The sequence below is a fragment of the Sphingobium sp. DN12 genome (assembly GCF_051058005.1).
Lineage (GTDB): Bacteria > Pseudomonadota > Alphaproteobacteria > Sphingomonadales > Sphingomonadaceae > Sphingobium > Sphingobium yanoikuyae.
Genome location: NZ_CP173717.1, coordinates 3,802,571 through 3,819,526 on the forward strand (window position 1 = coordinate 3,802,571; position 16,956 = coordinate 3,819,526).

The 16,956-nt window shown below is 65.6% G+C and carries 17 protein-coding genes; 5 read left to right on the top strand and 12 right to left on the bottom strand.

Features of this window, described 5'->3' with window-relative positions; translation table 11 throughout:
• Positions 1-57 precede the first annotated feature (57 nt).
• Positions 58-597 carry a cupin domain-containing protein gene (locus ACI6S0_RS18055; protein ID WP_434403822.1) on the top strand — a complete coding sequence of 180 codons (540 nt, stop codon included), beginning with the start codon at positions 58-60 and terminating at the stop codon, positions 595-597.
• Between the two features lie 6 nt (positions 598-603).
• Here ACI6S0_RS18055 and ACI6S0_RS18060 read toward each other — a convergent pair whose 3' ends face one another.
• The 8 genes from ACI6S0_RS18060 to ACI6S0_RS18095 all read right to left on the bottom strand — a co-directional run bounded on the left by ACI6S0_RS18060 (position 604) and on the right by ACI6S0_RS18095 (position 9,509).
• Positions 604-1,296 (bottom strand): CDP-alcohol phosphatidyltransferase family protein, encoded by a 693-nt coding sequence (locus ACI6S0_RS18060; protein WP_434403823.1) that lies wholly within the window; start codon positions 1,294-1,296, stop codon positions 604-606.
• 78 nt (positions 1,297-1,374) lie between these two features.
• On the bottom strand, positions 1,375-1,797 hold the full coding sequence (locus tag ACI6S0_RS18065) for a nuclear transport factor 2 family protein (protein WP_434403824.1): 423 nt from the start codon (positions 1,795-1,797) through the stop codon (positions 1,375-1,377).
• Positions 1,797-2,558, bottom strand: coding sequence for an SDR family NAD(P)-dependent oxidoreductase (locus ACI6S0_RS18070; protein WP_004209045.1), 762 nt, complete (start codon positions 2,556-2,558; stop codon positions 1,797-1,799). Before ACI6S0_RS18070 ends, ACI6S0_RS18065 begins: the two co-directional genes overlap by 1 nt.
• A gap of 27 nt (positions 2,559-2,585) precedes the next feature.
• Complete coding sequence (locus ACI6S0_RS18075; protein WP_434403826.1) at positions 2,586-3,485, bottom strand: sugar phosphate isomerase/epimerase family protein; 900 nt, start codon at positions 3,483-3,485, stop codon at positions 2,586-2,588.
• The gene (locus ACI6S0_RS18080; RefSeq protein ID WP_434403827.1) at positions 3,482-5,158 is read right to left on the bottom strand and encodes a class I adenylate-forming enzyme family protein; all 1,677 of its coding nucleotides are present in this window, start codon (positions 5,156-5,158) and stop codon (positions 3,482-3,484) included. The genes ACI6S0_RS18075 and ACI6S0_RS18080 overlap by 4 nt, the downstream gene beginning before the upstream one ends.
• A gap of 4 nt (positions 5,159-5,162) precedes the next feature.
• Positions 5,163-6,146: an acrylyl-CoA reductase (NADPH) gene (gene acuI / locus ACI6S0_RS18085; protein ID WP_434403828.1), complete on the bottom strand. Its 984-nt coding sequence runs from the start codon at positions 6,144-6,146 to the stop codon at positions 5,163-5,165.
• A gap of 42 nt (positions 6,147-6,188) precedes the next feature.
• Entirely contained in the window at positions 6,189-6,869 is a 681-nt protein-coding gene (locus ACI6S0_RS18090) for a TetR/AcrR family transcriptional regulator (protein ID WP_010336475.1), read from the bottom strand.
• Positions 6,870-7,079: 210 nt separating this feature from the next.
• Positions 7,080-9,509: a TonB-dependent receptor gene (locus ACI6S0_RS18095; protein WP_434403829.1), complete on the bottom strand. Its 2,430-nt coding sequence runs from the start codon at positions 9,507-9,509 to the stop codon at positions 7,080-7,082.
• Positions 9,510-9,767: 258 nt separating this feature from the next.
• Between ACI6S0_RS18095 and ACI6S0_RS18100 the strand changes: the two genes are divergently transcribed.
• The gene (locus ACI6S0_RS18100) at positions 9,768-10,568 is read left to right on the top strand and encodes an SDR family NAD(P)-dependent oxidoreductase (RefSeq protein WP_434403830.1); all 801 of its coding nucleotides are present in this window, start codon (positions 9,768-9,770) and stop codon (positions 10,566-10,568) included.
• A gap of 1 nt (position 10,569) precedes the next feature.
• Here ACI6S0_RS18100 and ACI6S0_RS18105 read toward each other — a convergent pair whose 3' ends face one another.
• The 4 genes from ACI6S0_RS18105 to ACI6S0_RS18120 all read right to left on the bottom strand — a co-directional run bounded on the left by ACI6S0_RS18105 (position 10,570) and on the right by ACI6S0_RS18120 (position 13,665).
• Positions 10,570-10,953 (bottom strand): VOC family protein, encoded by a 384-nt coding sequence (locus ACI6S0_RS18105; protein WP_010336478.1) that lies wholly within the window; start codon positions 10,951-10,953, stop codon positions 10,570-10,572.
• Between the two features lie 95 nt (positions 10,954-11,048).
• Entirely contained in the window at positions 11,049-11,516 is a 468-nt protein-coding gene (locus tag ACI6S0_RS18110; RefSeq protein WP_099231315.1) for a VOC family protein, read from the bottom strand.
• Positions 11,517-11,519: 3 nt separating this feature from the next.
• A complete protein-coding gene (locus ACI6S0_RS18115; RefSeq protein ID WP_434403831.1) occupies positions 11,520-12,671 on the bottom strand; it encodes a sulfotransferase family protein in 1,152 nt (383 codons plus the stop codon).
• Between the two features lie 127 nt (positions 12,672-12,798).
• Positions 12,799-13,665, bottom strand: coding sequence for a helix-turn-helix domain-containing protein (locus ACI6S0_RS18120; protein WP_375188605.1), 867 nt, complete (start codon positions 13,663-13,665; stop codon positions 12,799-12,801).
• 151 nt (positions 13,666-13,816) lie between these two features.
• On the opposite strand from ACI6S0_RS18120, the gene ACI6S0_RS18125 reads away from it, so the two are divergent.
• The 3 genes from ACI6S0_RS18125 to ACI6S0_RS18135 are packed head-to-tail and all read left to right on the top strand — an operon-like array spanning position 13,817 to position 16,938.
• A complete protein-coding gene (locus ACI6S0_RS18125) occupies positions 13,817-14,638 on the top strand; it encodes an SDR family NAD(P)-dependent oxidoreductase (protein WP_434403832.1) in 822 nt (273 codons plus the stop codon).
• Between the two features lie 21 nt (positions 14,639-14,659).
• Positions 14,660-15,673, top strand: a complete 1,014-nt coding sequence (locus ACI6S0_RS18130) for a zinc-dependent alcohol dehydrogenase (protein ID WP_434403833.1) — start codon at positions 14,660-14,662, stop codon at positions 15,671-15,673.
• Positions 15,670-16,938, top strand: a complete 1,269-nt coding sequence (locus ACI6S0_RS18135; protein WP_434403834.1) for an alkyl sulfatase dimerization domain-containing protein — start codon at positions 15,670-15,672, stop codon at positions 16,936-16,938. The genes ACI6S0_RS18130 and ACI6S0_RS18135 overlap by 4 nt, the downstream gene beginning before the upstream one ends.
• Positions 16,939-16,956 lie beyond the last annotated feature (18 nt).

Here is a 16,956-nt window from a genome sequence, read left to right on the forward strand (position 1 = left end):
GACCCTGTCGGCAGCGCTCCCCATCCTGGCGCGGCAATCATGCCGGAAGGACGCGTGATGACCGACCCTGTAGCCGCGCCCCGCTTCGCCCTGTTCCGCGCGAAGGATGCGACCGATTTCGAGGAAAGCGGCCTGATGGCGACGGTGCCGCCGACGCCGATCGAGATGGCAGGATCCATCGCCGCGGTCGAGGCGGGCATGCTGGAAGGCACGCGGGTGAGGCTGCTCTTTTCCATGCCGGGCCTCAGCCTCACCCATGCCTGGTTCCGCAGCGGCTTTCCGCTGCCGCGCCACAGCCATGATGTCGACTGCCTCTATTTCATCCTCGCCGGATCATTGCGCATCGGCACGGAGGAACTGGGCGCGGGCGACGGCTTCTTCGTCGGCGCCAACGTCCCCTACACCTATGTGCCCGGCGATCAGGGCGTCGAGGTGCTGGAATTTCGCGGCGCCGACAGCTTCGACATCAGGATGCTCGCCAACAACCGCGCCTATTGGGACCGGGCGGTGGCGCAGGTCGCGGCGCAGCGCGCGCATTGGACAGGCGAGACGCCGCCGTCGGGCCTGTCCTTCGGACCCGAGCCCGGCGGCGGATAGGGGCGATCAGCCCCGGCCGTTTGCCGCCTCATGCGCGGCCAGGCGGCGCCCGGTCACCAGCGTCTGGCCGACGAACAGGATGATCAGGATCACCCCGACCGTGCCGACGAAGATGTCGAAGCCGGACCAGCGCCCGAACAGGCCGGGCTTGTCGCCCAGCACCATCATCATCACCGTCAGCGCGATCAGCATCAGCCGCAATTCGGTCGGGCCAGCCGACAGATAGGAGAGCTTGAACTCCCCCAGCACGCGGGCGGAGAGATAGGCGTGGATCGACAGCAGCAGATAGCCGGCGAGCGCCACCAGGGCGACATCCATGGTGACATAGGGGCTGAGGCCGATGCCGGCGAGGATCAGCAAGGTCACCAGTCCATCGCAGCTATGGTCGATGAAATAGCCATAGGAGGGGCGTTCGATCCGGCGGTAGCGCGCCAGGCTGCCATCCATGGAATCGCCGAACCACTGGACGACATAACCCAGGATCGCGAGCAGCAGCCAGGATGCACCGACATTGCTGGCGGTATAACCGATGAAGGTCATCAGCGCGCCGATCAGCCCCAGCAGGGTCAAAAGGTCCGGCGTGACCTGTCGCGGCATATGCGCGCACAGCCAGGTGAGAAGCTGGCGTTCGGAGCGTGCCAGGAAATTTTGCTGGATGCGGTCCAGCGTCGTGGCCGCATCATGTCTTTGATCTGTCATGATCCCTTATCGAGGAGATATGTGGCGCGGACAAGGCAACATCCCCCACGCATGACGACATGGTGCCCGCCTTCCCGTTCAGGCCGGTCGCGCCTTCATGTCGATCGCCAGCCGGGTGAGGCGGGATCGGGCGATGCGCCATTGGCCGTCTTCGCGGCGATATTGTTCATGATAATGGCCATGGCCGATCAGGCTGCGGCCATCGGGCCAGACCAGATGGTCCTGCATCGCCCAGATGGCGGTCGCTGCATCGCCGTCTATGACGATTTCGGGCGAATGGACATGATGGACCGTGCGCGCGGCGTCGATCGAGGCGCGGACGCTGGCGATCGCACCGTCGCGCCCCTCCAGCAGCGGGCCGCCCGATCCGGTCGCGTCGAGCCGGAAATCGGGCGTGAACAGCGCGGCAAAGCCGTCCCAATCCTTGGTATCGAGCAGGCGACAATAGCGCGCCTTCACATTGGCGATGGCCAGCCAGTCGGCGAAATCGGGCGCGGCCATCAGAAACGGAAACCGCGCATCTGGTTGCCGCCATCGCACAATATCACCTGATTATTGATGAAGCTGCCCTCGTCGGAGGCGAGGAACAGGCCGAGATTGGCGATATCCTCGGCCGTGCCCTGGCGCTTGACCGACTGCATGCCCTTCAGCCGTTCCCAATTGTCGGCGGCAACACCGTCCTGCGCCGCCTCGGTCGCCATCAGGCCCGGCGCAATGCCGACGCAGCGTATCTCGTCCTGGCCGAACTGCATCGCCATCGCATGGGTGAAGATGTTGAGCGAGGCCTTGGTGATGCCATAGGCGGTGGCCGGGTTGTAGCTGGCCATCGACGATTTGTTGATGATGACGCCCTTCGCCTTCGCCAGCGCCGGTCGCAACGCTTCGGCCAGCAGCAGCGGGCCGATGGTGTTGACCGCGAAATAATGCTGCCATTTGGCCTGACCCAGACCGAAGAAACCGCGCGCAATCTCGCCAGCATGGAGGCCCGCATTGTTGATCAGCACGTCGAGGCGGTCATGGACGGCCAGCACATCAGCAGCGAAGGCCTGGATATCGGCCTCGTCGCTCATGTCGACGCGATGCACGGCGGCGGTGGCGCCAAGCTGTTCGACCAGCGCCTTGCTCTCGGCCAGCCCCGCTTCGTTGATGTCGGCCAGGATCAGATGCGCGCCCTCGCCGCCGAAGGCGAGCGCATAGGCGCGCCCCAGCCCCGCCGCGCCGCCCGTCACCAGCACGGTCTTGCCCGCGAAACGTCCCGCCATCCTCTGCCTCCTATTCTGTTTGAAACCCTATCGCCCGCGCAGATAGGCCATGGCGGCGCGTGCCGCCGCCAGCCCATCCTGGGGATTGTCCACCTCGACATAGCCGGTCGCGCGGGTCAGCCGGGCGAGGCGCGGCATCAGCGCGGCATAGTCCATCTCGCCACGGCCGGGGGTGACCGCATGGTCGGTGATCGCCGTGCCATGGTTCCGGTCGATGTCCTTGAGATGCATCGACACCACGCGCGGTCCCAGCGCGGCCAGCAGTTCGAGCGGCGCCACGCCGGCATACCAGGCCCAGGCCAGGTCGACCTCGAACGAGAGCAGATCCGGCGCGATCCGGCTGGCCATCAGGTCGAGCGGCCGGTCGCCGTCGATCGGCATCAGATCATACCAGTGATTATGATAGGCAAGCGTCAGGCCGGCCGCCTTCGCCTTTCCCCCCAGCGCCGCAAGCTGCGGGATATAGGCGTCGAGCGCGGCGCGGGTCGTCTGGCCCAGCGTGCGGCTGGCGATGAAGATCGGCGCGGTGGTCAGCGCGACGATGTTCGCGCCGATCGCCGCCGCCTGATCGAACTGCCGGTCATAGTCTGCGCCGCGCACGCCGAGCCGGACCACGCCCACCGTCATGCCCGCGTCGCGCACCATGCGGGCCTTGTCCTGCGGCGTGGGTTCGGACGGGTCGTTGGCGACATAGGAAGCGAGGCGGAAGCCGAACCGGCCATAGCCCATTGCCGCCACCGCACGCAGCGTACCGGCATAGTCGCGCGCCAGTTCCTTGCGCACGGTCGTGTCGGCCAGGCCCAGCGTCGATGCGCCGCGCCTCGCCGCCGTCTGGCCCGGCAGCAACAAGGCCGCGCCACCGCCCAGCAGCAGCGACCGGCGACCAAGGCATTGCGGCGCCGGCAAGTGCCCGGCCGGATCGGTCACGCCGCCTCGACCTCCAGCCGCTTCACCACCAATGTCTTGAGGTCGGCGGTCTTGATCTTGGCACTGCCGGTCAGTTCCAGATCGCTCTCGGCAAAGAAGAGGACGCGACGGGGCACCTTGAAGCTGGCCAGTTGCTCCCTGGCGAAGCCGCGAATGCCGTCCTCGTCCAGCGTGGCATCCGCATGCGGGACGATGCAGGTGACCACCAGCTCGCCCAGCGTCTCATGCGGGACGCCGACGGTCTGGGTCACCTTGACGCCCGGACAGGTCTTGATGACGCTGTCGATCTCGATCGGCGAGACATTGGCGCCGCCAGTCTTGATGATGTCGTTGAGCCGCCCTTCCCAGTGCAGCCGTCCTTCCGTGTCGAACCAGCCGCCATCGCCGGTGCGGAAGAAGCCCTCACCATCGACCGAGTCATCGAGCGGGATGCCGACATAGCCCAGCATCAAGGTCGGTCCCTTGACCGCGATCTCGCCCCGTTCACCGAGCGGCACGACCGCGCCGGTGAGCGGATCAACAATCTTGAAGATGTTGCCGGGCAGCGGCGCGCCATGGCTGCCGGCGATCCGCTCCTCGGGCGTGCCCGACGGGAAGATCGAGCTGATCGTAAAGGTTTCGGTATTGCCATAGGCGGCCATCGGCTCCTGCCAGTTTGTGCTGACGGTCGGATGGCGGCCGAGCGGATTGGCCGGATTGACATAATATAGCGAGGACAGATCGACATCGCCCCAATTGGGTGCGGCTTCCAGCTGCGCCCATTGATGCGGCCAGGCAAAGGCCATGGTCGCCTTTTCCGCTTCCATCAGGCTCAGCGCTTCCGCCGGCTGGAAGGTCTGTTGCAGGATCAGGCTGCCGCCGCCGGTCAGCGCGCCGCCGATCGCCATGCAGAAATTGCCCGACCAGAAAAAGCCGTTCGCCGACCAGGCGCGGGCGTCGGGCTTCGCTTGCAGGAAGCGTTTCCAGCGCCAGAGCTGCAGGGTCGGGCCGCGATGGGCGCTGATGATGCCCTTGGGCTTGGCGGTGGAGCCGGAGGAGAAGAAGAGCACGCCCGGATCGGCCGGCATGACGGTGGCGGCAGCGGCATCGACCAGCGCCTGATCGACCGCGTCACCGCGCGCGAGGAAGTCGTTCCAGCCCTCGATCCGGTCCATCGCTCCGTCGACGGCGGCGAGATGGCGCAGAAAGGGGAAGCGGGTGGAGACGAGCCGGCCGTCGCCGGCGACGCCGATCGCCGGTTCCAGATCGGCGAGGATCGCGCCGAAATCCTTCTTGAGGACATTACGCTCCAGCAGCAGCACGGAACAGGCCGAGGACTGGACCAGATGGTCGAGTTCGGCCGGGGTCGAGAAAGTGCTGAGCGTGGCGGCGACGCCGCCGGCGAGCGCCACGCCGAACACGGCCGAGAGAAATTCCGGCCGGTTGGTCATCAGCACGCCGACGCGCGTGCCCTTGCCCACGCCACAGGCGACCAGCGACCGGGCGACCGCATTGGCCTGCGCCCACAGATCGTCATGGCTCCAGCGGACCACGCCATCGGGTCCGTGGAAGACCAGCGCCTCCCGCCCGGCATGGGCCTGCGTGACCTCACGCAGCCAGCCGCCGAGCGTCAGCGTGCCCAGGCCCTCCTCTTCCGACAGAGGCGGGCCGGCGACGATCGAGAGCGCAGCCATCGGCTTAGCGGTTGACGTCGACGATGACGCGGCCGCGCACCTTGCCGGCGAGCAGGTCGGCGGCGACGCCGATCGCATCGCCGAGCGAGATTTCCTGCGCGATCACCTCCAGCAGTGCCGGATCGAGATCCCGCGCCAGCCGCGCCCAGGCGGCGAGGCGCACGGGCTTGGGCGCCATCACGCTGTCGACACCGAGCAGGCGCACGCCGCGCAGGATGAAGGGCATGACGGTCGCCGGGAAATCGGCGCCTTGGGCGAGGCCGCAGGCCGCGACCGCACCGCCATAGCGGGTCTGGGCGCAGGCATTGGCGAGGGTGAAGCTGCCGACCGAGTCGACCACGCCGGCCCAGCGCTCCTTCTGCAGCGGCTTGCCCTTTTCCGACAGTTCGGCACGGTCGATCACGCCGTCGGCGCCCAGCGTCTTGAGATAGTCGCCCTCGGCCGACTTGCCGGTGGAGCCGATCACGGTGAAGCCCGCCTTCTTGAGCAAAGCGACCGCAACGCTGCCGACGCCGCCGGTCGCGCCGGTGACGAGGATTTCGCCCTGGTCGGGGGTCACGCCCGCCTTCATCAGCGCCTCGACGCAGAGCGCGGCGGTATAGCCGGCCGTGCCGATCGCCATCGCCTGCTTCGGCGTGAAAGCGCTGGGCAGCGGCACCAGCCAGTCGCCCTTCAGCCGGGCGACCTGGGAGAGGCCGCCCCAATGGCCCTCACCCACGCCCCAGCCGTTCAGCACCACCTTGTCGCCGGCCTTCCAGTCACCATGATCGGAACTGCGGACGGTGCCGACCAGATCGATGCCGGGCACCATCGGGAATTTGCGCACCACCGGCGAGGCACCGGTGATCGCCAGGCCATCCTTGTAGTTCAGGGTCGAATAATCGACGTCGATGGTCACATCGCCCTCGGGTAGCTGCGCCTCATCGACCTGCGCGAGCGACACGCTCTGCTTGTCATCGGTCTTTTCGATCAGGATGGCGGAAAACATGCGGTCGGTCCTTCTTGAAGAGAGAAAGGGAAATCGGGCAGCCTATCCCTGGGCCACCCTGGGGAGCGGCGCGAGCGGACGGCCGAGCCGCTCGGCAATGTCGGGGAATTTGTCGCTGCGCATCGATCCGAACATGCACAGGCGCAGGCATTCCTGGGCGAGGCGACGGCCAAGGGCCCGCCGTTCCCCCTCTTCGCGCGCATGGCTGCGCGCCCAGATCGGCCAGAGAAAGGCACCGGCCAGCATCAGCACCGACAGGACTTCGGCATCGACGCCGTCTTCGGCGAGATCGCTGTTGGCGAAGCGCTGGAGCGAACCTTCATATTCGCGCCAGAAGGGATCGGCCATCGGATCGGGCGAGGCCAGAAGCTGGAGCAGCCAGATGCGGCACAGCTCGGGATTGTCCATCGCGAACAAAGCCAGCCGGTCGGTGGTGTCGGCAATGTCGACTTCCTCGACCCGGCGCTCGCCGATCGTCTCGGGATCGCCGAAGACCGAACGGAACATGCGTTCCGACACCCAGTCCGCAGTCGCCTCGATCAGCTTCTCGCGGGTTTCGAAATGCTGGTAGGCGGTGCCGCGATTGACGCCGGCGAGATGGGCCACTTCCGACAGGCTGACGCCATCCGGCCCATCCTTGGCCAGCAGCGCACGGGCTGCTTCCAATATGGCCTCACGGGTCGCCACGGGATCGCGGGCGCGCCTTTTCCGAATGTCCGTCATGCTGCCTCACCTAGGTTGATCGTTCAGAGCCTATAATGATCAGCCCTGTTGATCGGCTCCATCCCTGCCCGCTCCGGGGCCAGAGTCAATCGCTGCGGCCCGGCGGTCGCGCCCTCATCGCTCCCGCGAAGGCCATGGCCCCAAACGCCGATCGGCCGGACAACCCCCTGGGGCTGCCCGGCCGATCGTCTGGCCCTTGGCGCGGATGGATCAGCGCGAACCGAAGGCGAAGCGCAGATTGACGCCAAATTCGCGCGGCGGGGTGACCGTGGCACCGGTATAGGTGCTGGTATAGGTCGCCGCCGCCGTGGTCGCGCCGGTCGCGGTGAAGCCGGTGATCTGCTGATAGCCGGTGAAGAGCGGGGTGGTCCGCGTCAGCACCTTGGTCGTGTCGAACAGATTCTTGGCGAACAGCGAGATTTCCCAGCCGCCATCGGGATCGCGGATACCGGCATAGAGATTGACCAGCGCATAGGCGCTGACGTCGTCATAATTATTGCCCGGATCGCCCTTCGACTTGCCGTTATAATTGACGAGGCCACGGATGAAGCCGTCGGTCTTGCCCGAAATGGTCGTGTGGAACTCGCTCTGCAGCGTGGCGGTGATCGGCGGCAGGAAGGCCGCGCGCTGGTTCACCTGACAAGCCGAGAGATTGTCGGCACCGACCGCACCCTGCAGTTCCGCCAGGCTGGGCGCATTGCCGACCGGATCGGGGATGCCGTCGCCGTTCAGGTCGTTGCACGGGATGGTGCCGTTCTTGATCTTGCCGAGCGAATAGCTGCCGGTCAGGTTGACGTTCCAGCTGCGGGTGATGTCGAAGCCCAGTTCGCTCTCCACGCCGTTCACCTCGACCGGGACAGCGCCCACGAAGTTGAACGAGCCGACCTGCTGCGCGGTGCCGGTCACCTGGCCGGCCGCATTGCGGACGGCGACGGTGTTCACATAATAAACGCCGTTGTTGGGCACGCGATAGGGGAAATTCTTGTACTTCTGGTGATAGGCGGTGACGTTGAAGCGCATCCGCCCGCCCATCAGCGTGCTCTTGAAGCCCAGCTCATAGGATTTGGAGGTTTCGGGCGGCAGGTCGAGGAAAGACCGCTCCAGCGCCGACGGCGCGATGTTGAAGTCGCCGACCACGTTGATGCCCGGACGGAAGGAGCTGCCGGTGGCGGCATAGACCAGGAAGTCCGGCGTGAAATTATGCTTGATCGACGCGCTGTAGATCAGCTTGTCGGTATCCTGCGAGTCCGCGGCGATGGTGTTGCCATTGACCGCCAGATAGTTGTTCGACTTGTACTTGATCTGGCGCAGGCCGCCCGCCAGCTCCGTCGCCTCGCCGAAATGGGCGGTCAGGTTGCCGAAGAAGGACTGTTCGTGCGACTTGCCGGTGCGGTCGATCTCGGTCTGCACGACCGAGGCGATGCGACCGCCAAGGGCAGCAGGCAGGCGCACGATGGTCGGCGAGGTCAGGTGGGTCGGCGGGTTAAGCCGGTCGTCGAAGAAGCCGATGACATAGTCGAACATGTCGAAGACGCGTTCTTCATTCTGCAACCGGATTTCATGCGAGGTTTCCTTGGCCACCGTGTCGGTGACCTGATTGACGTCGCGGCCAATGAAGAAATTGCCATCGTCGACATTGTCGGTCGAATGGAATTTCTGCTTGGTATACATGCCCTGATAGATCAGGCGCTGGCCGGCAAAAGCCAGTTCCGACCGCCAGTTGAAGATGTCGAAGCGCTGGTTGATGATGCGCGGCTGTTCCTGGATCGACAGGCGATCCTTGGCCGTGATCAGCACCGGGCTGGGCGTGGCGTCGGGATTGGCTTCGCTGAAGGAAATCGCCTGGTCATAGGTCCGCGCATCGCGGTCCATATATTGATAGGTGCCCTCCAGCTTCAGCCAGTCGGTCGGCTCGATCGTGCCGACGATACGCGTGCTCTTGGTGCGCGACCAGGGGCTCGGCCCGCCGCTGAGCGGCCGCACGCGATCGGCATCATCCTCGTTCCAGACGCCCGACACGCGGATGCCGGCGATCCCTTCGATGATCGGCAGGTTGAGGCCGCCCTTGAAGTTGAGTGTGCCGATATCGTTGCCGGTCCAGTCGATGAAGCCGCCAAACTGGTTGAGGTCGGGCTTGCGCGTGGTGATGGTGATGGAACCCGACGGTGAGGCGCGGCCGCGCAGCGTGCCCTGCGGCCCGCGCTGCACTTCGATCTGGCCGATGTCGTACATCTGCTGCAGCACGGCGCCCGGCGAGAGCGGCGCGTCGTTGAAGTAGAATTGGATGGTGCCGCTGTTGCCGCTGGCATTGGCGTCGAAATTCACGCCGCGCAGGCGCGCATTGCCGCCGATGCCATTGGCATTGTTGGTCAGTTCAAGGCCCGGCGCCAGCGCCTGGACCTCGTTGAAGGTGCGGATGTTGAGGTTGCCGATCGCCTGTTCGGTGACCGCGTTGACCACCGCAGGCACGTCCTGAATGTCTTCGCCGCGACGACGCGCCTCGACGATGATGATCTGGGCGTCGAAACCGGTGTTGCTGGTTGCAGCCTGTTCCTCGGGCGCCTGGGCAAGAGCCGGCGTCGCGATGGTGAGTGCCGCGACACTCGCGCCGATCAAATAATAGGCCGACATGCGATTCATAAGTGAAGCCTCCCCAAATAAACATCATGTTGACTATTGAGTCACCATTGATGCAGTGATCTTTTTTGCTTTGGTTGATTCTCGTTATGCCTGATATTGGCGGCCCGAGAAGCCCGGCCGCCTTGCAGATGGCGACATATCGCCATCGCGATTCCACCAGATCGTCACTGATCCCCCAGGCGATTTGCGCCCGCCCATTCCCCCTGCATGATCGCCAGCCGATGGCGCATGAGAGGGGAGAGCGCAATGGACATGCAAATGACGGGCAGGGTCGCGATCGTGACCGGCGCGACCGCCAATATCGGCCGGGCCATCAGCCTGGGGCTGGCGGCCGAAGCGGTGAAGCTGGTCGCGGTGGGGCGCGATCAGGCGGCCGGCGCCCGGCTGGTGGAGCAGGCCATCGCCGCCGGCGCGCAGGATGCCCGCTTCGTGGCCGCCGACCTCAGCGATCCGGCCGCGCCGGGGCAGATACTGGCGGCGGCCTCCGCGCTGGGCGAGGTCGCGATCCTGGTCAACAATGTCGGCGGCAATATCGGCGCGGGATTCTTCGTCGATTCCGATCCGGCAAGCTGGGCCGGCGACATCGACCTCAACCTCGGCACGCTGCTGCGCATGACCCATGCAGTGCTGCCCGGCATGATCGCGCGCAAGGCGGGCGCGATCGTCAATATCGGCTCCACCGCGGGTATCGTGGGCGACTATATGCTGCCCGTCTATTCTGCGGCCAAGGCGGCGGTCCACGGCTTTACCAAAGTGCTGGCGAAGGAAGTCGGACCGCACGGCGTCCGCGTCAATTGCGTTGCCCCCTATGGCACGGTCTCGCGCGATCCCGCCGCCTTCTCCAGCGGCAGCCGATTCCATCCCGATCGCAACTTCTTCGGCCGGGCCTTTGCCAGCACCAGCCCGAAGGACATGGAGAAGCGATCGCGCCAGACGGTGCTGGGCCGCCCGGTCGCCTTTGCCGAGGAAGTCGCCTCGCTCGCCGTCTATCTGGCGTCGGACCAGGCCGGCTTCATCACCGGCCAAGTCTATCCCGTCGACGGCGGCAGCCTGCTGTAAATCAGGCGTCGGGCGGGCCGAAGCGGAAGATCGTCATCTTGTTGCCGTCGAGATCACGGAAATAGGCGCCGTAGAAACCGTTGGGATCATCGCCGCGAATGCCGGGCTTGCCCTCGCACTTGCCGCCCAATTCGAGCGCGCGGGCATGGACCGCATCAACCTGTGCCCGGCTGTCCGCCTGGATGCCGACCTGATTGCCATTGCCCGGCGTTGCATCCCCCTCGAACGGAATGCCGATCAGCAGCATGCCGCCCTCGGCCGTCTTGTAGGCGACCAGATCGGGCCGGTCATAGGCGCGCACCGCACCCAGCAGTCCGGCAATGCCGTCATAGAAACGCTTCGCGCCGTCGAGGTCGCGGGTGCCGAAGCGGGCCATGCTGATCATATTCGCTCTCCCTTTCAAAGCATCGCGCGCAAAAGTGGGAACCGGTTTTGCGCAACAGCGATGCGACAACAAAGACCTGGAGCGCGCTGCGCGCTCTAGAGGCCGCCCATGCCGCGCCAGCGGTCCGGACCCATCCACACATATTCGACATAATGGCCGAGCCATTCGCGCGTATCGAGATAGACGAATTCCAGCATGCCCGGCGTCCCGCCCTTCAGCACCACCGGATAGGGCTGGTCCTCGACCCGCGCCATGAAGGCGGCCCAGTCATCGACCCGGTTGCAGATATGGTGGAAGACCAGCCGATCATCGGCGGGCAGCGCATCGCGATAGAGCGCCAGCACGTCACCCGATATCGGCTGGATCAGTTCGAACTGCATGTCGTCGACCCAGACGAAGGCGAGCTTCTGCACGCCCTGCCCCTCGCCCTGCGGGGTCCAGAGCTGCACCGGCACCTCGATTTCGGAGAGGGTGCGGACATCGGCCTGATCGCGAAACTGGGCGACGGCCTTGTCGACATTGCGGGTGACATAGGCGTTCTGGAAATGATGGCCGGTCAGCATGGCTCAGCCCTCCCGCGCGACGTCATAGCGCGCCAGATAACGCTCGAAATGCGGCGCCAATTGCTCGACCGACAGGCCATATTGGGCGAGCTTATAGTCGTGGCGGCCGAACTTGCCCTGCGGATTGTCGTCCAGCCAGGACTGCATTGCTGCTTCTGCCTCTGGCGTGAACTCATCGCCCAGCGCCGCGTAGAGCCGCCGCATCGTGCCGATGGGATCGCTGGTGAGGTCGGCATAATGGACGTCGACCATGCTGTCCTCGCCCAGCCGCTCGCGCGCATCCATGATGCGGTCGGCATGGAGCCGCGCCTGATAGGTGCAGTTTTCCGCCAGCCACTCGCCGTCGACCCGGCCGGTAAAGGCCATCTGCCCCAGGCTGATGATCGAGCAGAAGCTGCCCATGGCGGTATAGGGATCGCGATGAGTCCAGATGAAGCGGGCGTCGGGATAGATTTTGCGGATCGTCTCGATCCACAGGCTGTGGCTCGGCATTTTGAGGTTCCACACGCCCGGCGCATCGGCCTGCAGCAATTGCAGGAAGCGCTTGTGATAGTCATAGGCCGACGTCATGTCGGTCGAGAACAGCCAGTCGCGATAATTGGGCAGCTTCCCCCGCGATTCCAGCGCCAGCGCCTTGAAATCATGCGCCATGAAGAAGATGCATTCATTGGGATAGACGGCCGAATTGCGATAATATTTGCCCATTTCCGGCCGGGCGGCGAGCATCGCCTTTTCCTGTTCCAGCCGGGCGATGGCACGCGGGTCGCTCTTGAGCGTGGCGCTGGTCGCCGGCGGCACCGGCTCGTCAATCTCCCAGGTCAGAGGCGAGCGCCGGGCCGGGTCGCAGGCGAGCAGATTGCTGAGCAGCGTCGTGCCGGTGCGCGGAATGCCGAAGACGAAGACCGGCCGTTCGACCGGCCGTTCCAGCAGTTCGGGCCGCTGCGCCAGATAGTCGGTGGTCCTGAGGCGATTGGACAGGAGGTCGACGACATTGGCCTCCATCCGCGCATGGCCGCTGTCCGACAGGCCGGCCTGGTTCGCATCGGCCAGCAATATGTCCAGCCCTTCGCGATAACTGTCGGAATCGAAGCGATCGAGGCCGGTGGCCTTGATCGCGCGGTCGATCAGCGCGTCGGCAACCAAAGCAGCGCCCATGGCATGTCTCTCCTGATGTCTTTTGCCGCCATCATGGGCAGCAGGGCGATGCGCGCCAATGCTGCCCGATCGAGCCAGCGGGACGGACTATCGATATCGGGCCATATCAGAAGCGCGCGGCCAGCCCCTATCGCGGGCGCGATGTCAGATGCTGGCGAAACTGGCGCGGCGTCGCCCCGGTGGCGCGGCGAAAGGCGAAGGCGAAGCTGGAGGGCGAGGCGAATCCGAGCGCAAAGGCAATCTCCTTGATGCTCTCGCTCGATCCCAGATAGCGTTTGGCGACATCGATCCGGCACTGGACGATATAGTCGCCGATCGAACAGCCCCGGCTGGCGCGAAAGCCGCGCGTCAATTGCCGCACCGACAGGTTGCACAGGGTCGCCAGCTCCTCCAGCGAAGGGGCGGCGCCGCCCAGTTGCAGCCGCTCGTCGATCCGCCGCAGCCGCCAGGTGGCAAGCCCGCCGGTCGCCGGTCCCTCGGCGATCGCCTGGCAATAGCGCGCCACCTCGATCGCCAGTTGCCCGGCGATCAGTTCGGTCAGCACGATGCTGCCCGGCCCCGGCCGGTTCACCTCCTCCGCCAGGCGGAACAGGCAGGCGCGCATATGCGGATGGGCGATGTCGAGACAGGCCGCCAGCCGACTGTCGGTCCATTCGATCGGGCCGTCGAGCCAGCGGTCGATCGCCTCCGCCTTGATCTCGCACACGACCGAGGATTGGCTGCCCTCTCCTTCGGTCCGCAACCGCAAGGCCTGCCCCGGCGGCACCAGGAAAATCTCGCCCAGCCGCTCATAGCGATGCGGCCCCCAATGGTCGGCATAGCAGCCACGCACCCGCTCGGGCCGGGGGGTCAGGCACATGTCGAGCCAATAATGGCGCTCGCGCCGGAAAATGCGGTCGGTCGGCCCCGCCAGGTCGAGCCGCATGATCCGCGCCTGCGCCTGCGGCACCGCAATCTCGGCCTCGAAAACCGACCTGGCATAGGATTCCGCCATCGCTCCCCCGCTCTCTCGCCATGTTTGGCCCTATCGCTGCACTATGGCTCATTCTCGATAGTCTGGTCAATTGCGTCGACGCCGGAGTCGCCCCCATCCTTGGGCCATCAGGCAAGCCGCCAACGATGCGGCACCCTATGGAGAGAGATGAATGGCTAAGGGTCTTTTCGACTGCACGGGCAAGGTCACGCTGGTCACCGGCGGCAATGGCGGCATTGGTCTGGGCTTCGCCATGGGCGTCGCCAAGATGGGCGGCGACATCGCCATCTGGGCCCGCAACGCGGACAAGAACGCAGCCGCCGCCACCGCCCTGCGCGAAGCCGGCGCCGGCCGGGTCGAAACCTATCAGGTCGATGTCGCGTCGGAAGAGGCGATCGTCGACGGCTATGCCAAATTGCTCGCCGATTTCGGCCGCATCGACTGCGTTTTCGCCAATTCGGGCCGCGCCTCGCGCTCGCGCTCGGTGCTGACGCTGGATTCGGCGGAATGGCATGACCTGCTGGCGGTCAACCTGCACGGCGCCTTCTTCACCCTGCGCGAAGGGGCCAAGGCGATGGTCGCCCGCGCCGAAGCCGGCGAGCCGGGCGGCAGCCTGGTCTATTGCGGCAGCCTGTCGATGTTCCATGGCATTGCCGGGATCAACAATTATGCCGCGTCCAAGGGCGGCATGGGCGCGGCCGTGCGCGGCATGGCGGCGGAACTGGGCAAGTACGAGATCCGCGCCAACAGCATTGCGCCGGGCTATATCAAGACCGGCATCGGCGGCGATGGCGAGATGAGCGAGGAGATGAAAGCCCGCATGGCCGCCGTCGACGCCCATTTCTCGGCCAAGACGCCGATCCATCGCCCCGGCGCGATCGAGGATTTCGAGGGCATCGGCGCCTATCTCGCCTCCGACGCATCGCGCTATCATAGCGGCGACACGATCGTCATCGACGGCGGCAGCCTCGTCTATCCGCCCTACGCCTTATGAGCCGATCGAAGGAGCGCCCCGATGCACCTGCTCAACATCCATGATGTGAACGATGTCCGGCTCGACGCCTATCAGCGGCCCGAACCGGGTCCGAAGGACGTCGTCGTGAAGATGAAGGCCTGCGGCATTTGCGGCAGCGACCTCAGCTATATCAAGAATGGCGGCATTCCCGGCCCCGGCAAGCTGACCGCGCTCGGCCATGAGGGCGCGGGCGAGATCATGATCGTGGGTGACGAGGTCGCGGGCGTCAGCGTCGGCCAGAGCGTCATCATCAACCCGATGATGACGCCCAGCTTCATCGGCAGCGGCGGACCGGAGGGCGCCTTTACCGAGGAATTGCTGGTCCGCGACGCGCGACTGGGCGACAGCCTGCTACCGATCCCGGACGGCATATCCTATGATGTCGCCGCCATGTGCGAACCGCTGTCGGTGGCGATGCACGGCGTCAACCGGGCGCAGGCCAAGGCGGGCGACAAGGTCGTCATCTTCGGCTGTGGCCCGATCGGTCTTGGCATGGTGCTCTGGGCGATCGACCGGGGTTGCCAGGATGTGATCGCGCTCGACCTGGCCGAGGAACGGCTGGAGCGGGCCCGCGCGCTCGGCGCCCACACCATCAATCCGGCGAAGGAAGATGTGATCGCCCGGATCAAGGCGATCCATGGCACCACCACCGTGTTCGGCCGCGAAAAGTCGCAGACCGACGCCTATATCGACGCGGCCGGCGCGCCCTCCATCCTGTCCGACGTGATCGCCATGGCCAAGACCCATGCCCGCCATGTCATCACCGCCGCCTATATGAAGCCGATCGAACTGCCCGCCGGCCCGATGCTGACGACCGAAATGATGATCACCACGGCGGTCGGCTATCCGACCGAAATGCCCGATGTGATCGCCGCCATGCCGCGCCTGAAGGACAAGATCGCGGCGCTGATCAGCCACAAGCTGCCCTTCGCGCAGGTGATGGAGGGGCTGGAGATCGCCGCCCGCCCGCAATCCGCCAAGGTCATGATCGAGTTCGAGGGAGCCGACGCATGAGCACGCCATCAGCCGAGAAACCGCAGACGCCGCCCCAAACTCCGCTCGGCGCCCTGGTCATGGCCGGGCAAGGCCAGACCGAGGCGGAAGCGATCACCGAGACCATCTTCATGGTGAAGGATATTTCCAACGCCTATCTGGTGACGACGGGCGACGGCGACCTGCTGGTCAATACCGGCTTCCTGGGCAATGGCGCGCGCAACAAGGGGCTGTTCGCGCCGCACCGCACCGGCGCGCTCAAACGCATCATCGTCACCCAGGCCCATCCCGACCATTATGGCGCCCTGCCCGATCAGGCGGAGGGCGGCACGGAGGTGATCACGGGTGTCAACTTCGTCGACACGGAGGATTATTTCGACCGGCTCGGCCCGTTCCTCGGCATCCGATCGGGCAAGCTGTGGGCATCGATGACCCGGCGCGATGGTCCGCCGCCAAAGCCGCCCCGCATCGTCCCCGACCGGATGGTCGAGACCGTCCATGCCTTCGAGCAGGGTGGCCGCAAGTTCGAGGTGGTGAAGACGCCCGGCGGCGAAACGCTCTGCTCGGTGTTCGTCTGGATGCCCGAGGAAAAGATCATCTTCACCGGCAATCTGTTCGGCCCGGTGTGGCGCTCCATGCCCAATCTGGTGACGATGCGCGGCGACCGCCCCCGGCTGGTGCGCGCCTATCTCCAGTCGCTGGAGCATGTCCGGTCGCTGGCGCCCGAACTGGTGATCACCGGCCATGGCGATCCGATCCGCGGCGCAGACACGATCCGCGCCGATCTCGACCGGATGCACGCTGCCGTCACCTATATCGAGCGCGAGACGATCGCCGGCATGAATGCCGGCCGGCATGTCCAGGATCTGATGCGCGAAATCACGCTGCCCGAGGATATCCGCATCGGCGAATTCCACGGCAAGACCAGCTGGGTGGTGCGCGCCATCTGGGAGGAGAATGCCGGCTGGTTCCATTATGAGGATGGCACCACTGCCCTTTATGGCGTGCCGCGCCCGACCGTCTATCCCGATCTGGTCGAACTGGCCGGCGGCGCCGGGGCGCTCGCCGCCCGCGCCCATGTCCATGCCGCCGCGGGGCGCCCGCTCGAGGCGCTGCACCTGCTCGACATCGCGCTGGGCGTCGCGCCCGACCATGAGGCGGCGCTGACCGTCAAGAAGGCCGCGCTCGAACAATTGCTCGCCCGCAGCGGCGGCACAAACCTATCCGAAACCATGTGGCTGAAGGCGGAAATCGCCGACGCCGACAAGCGGCTCCCGGCCGCCTGACACCCATTCCAGGAAGCA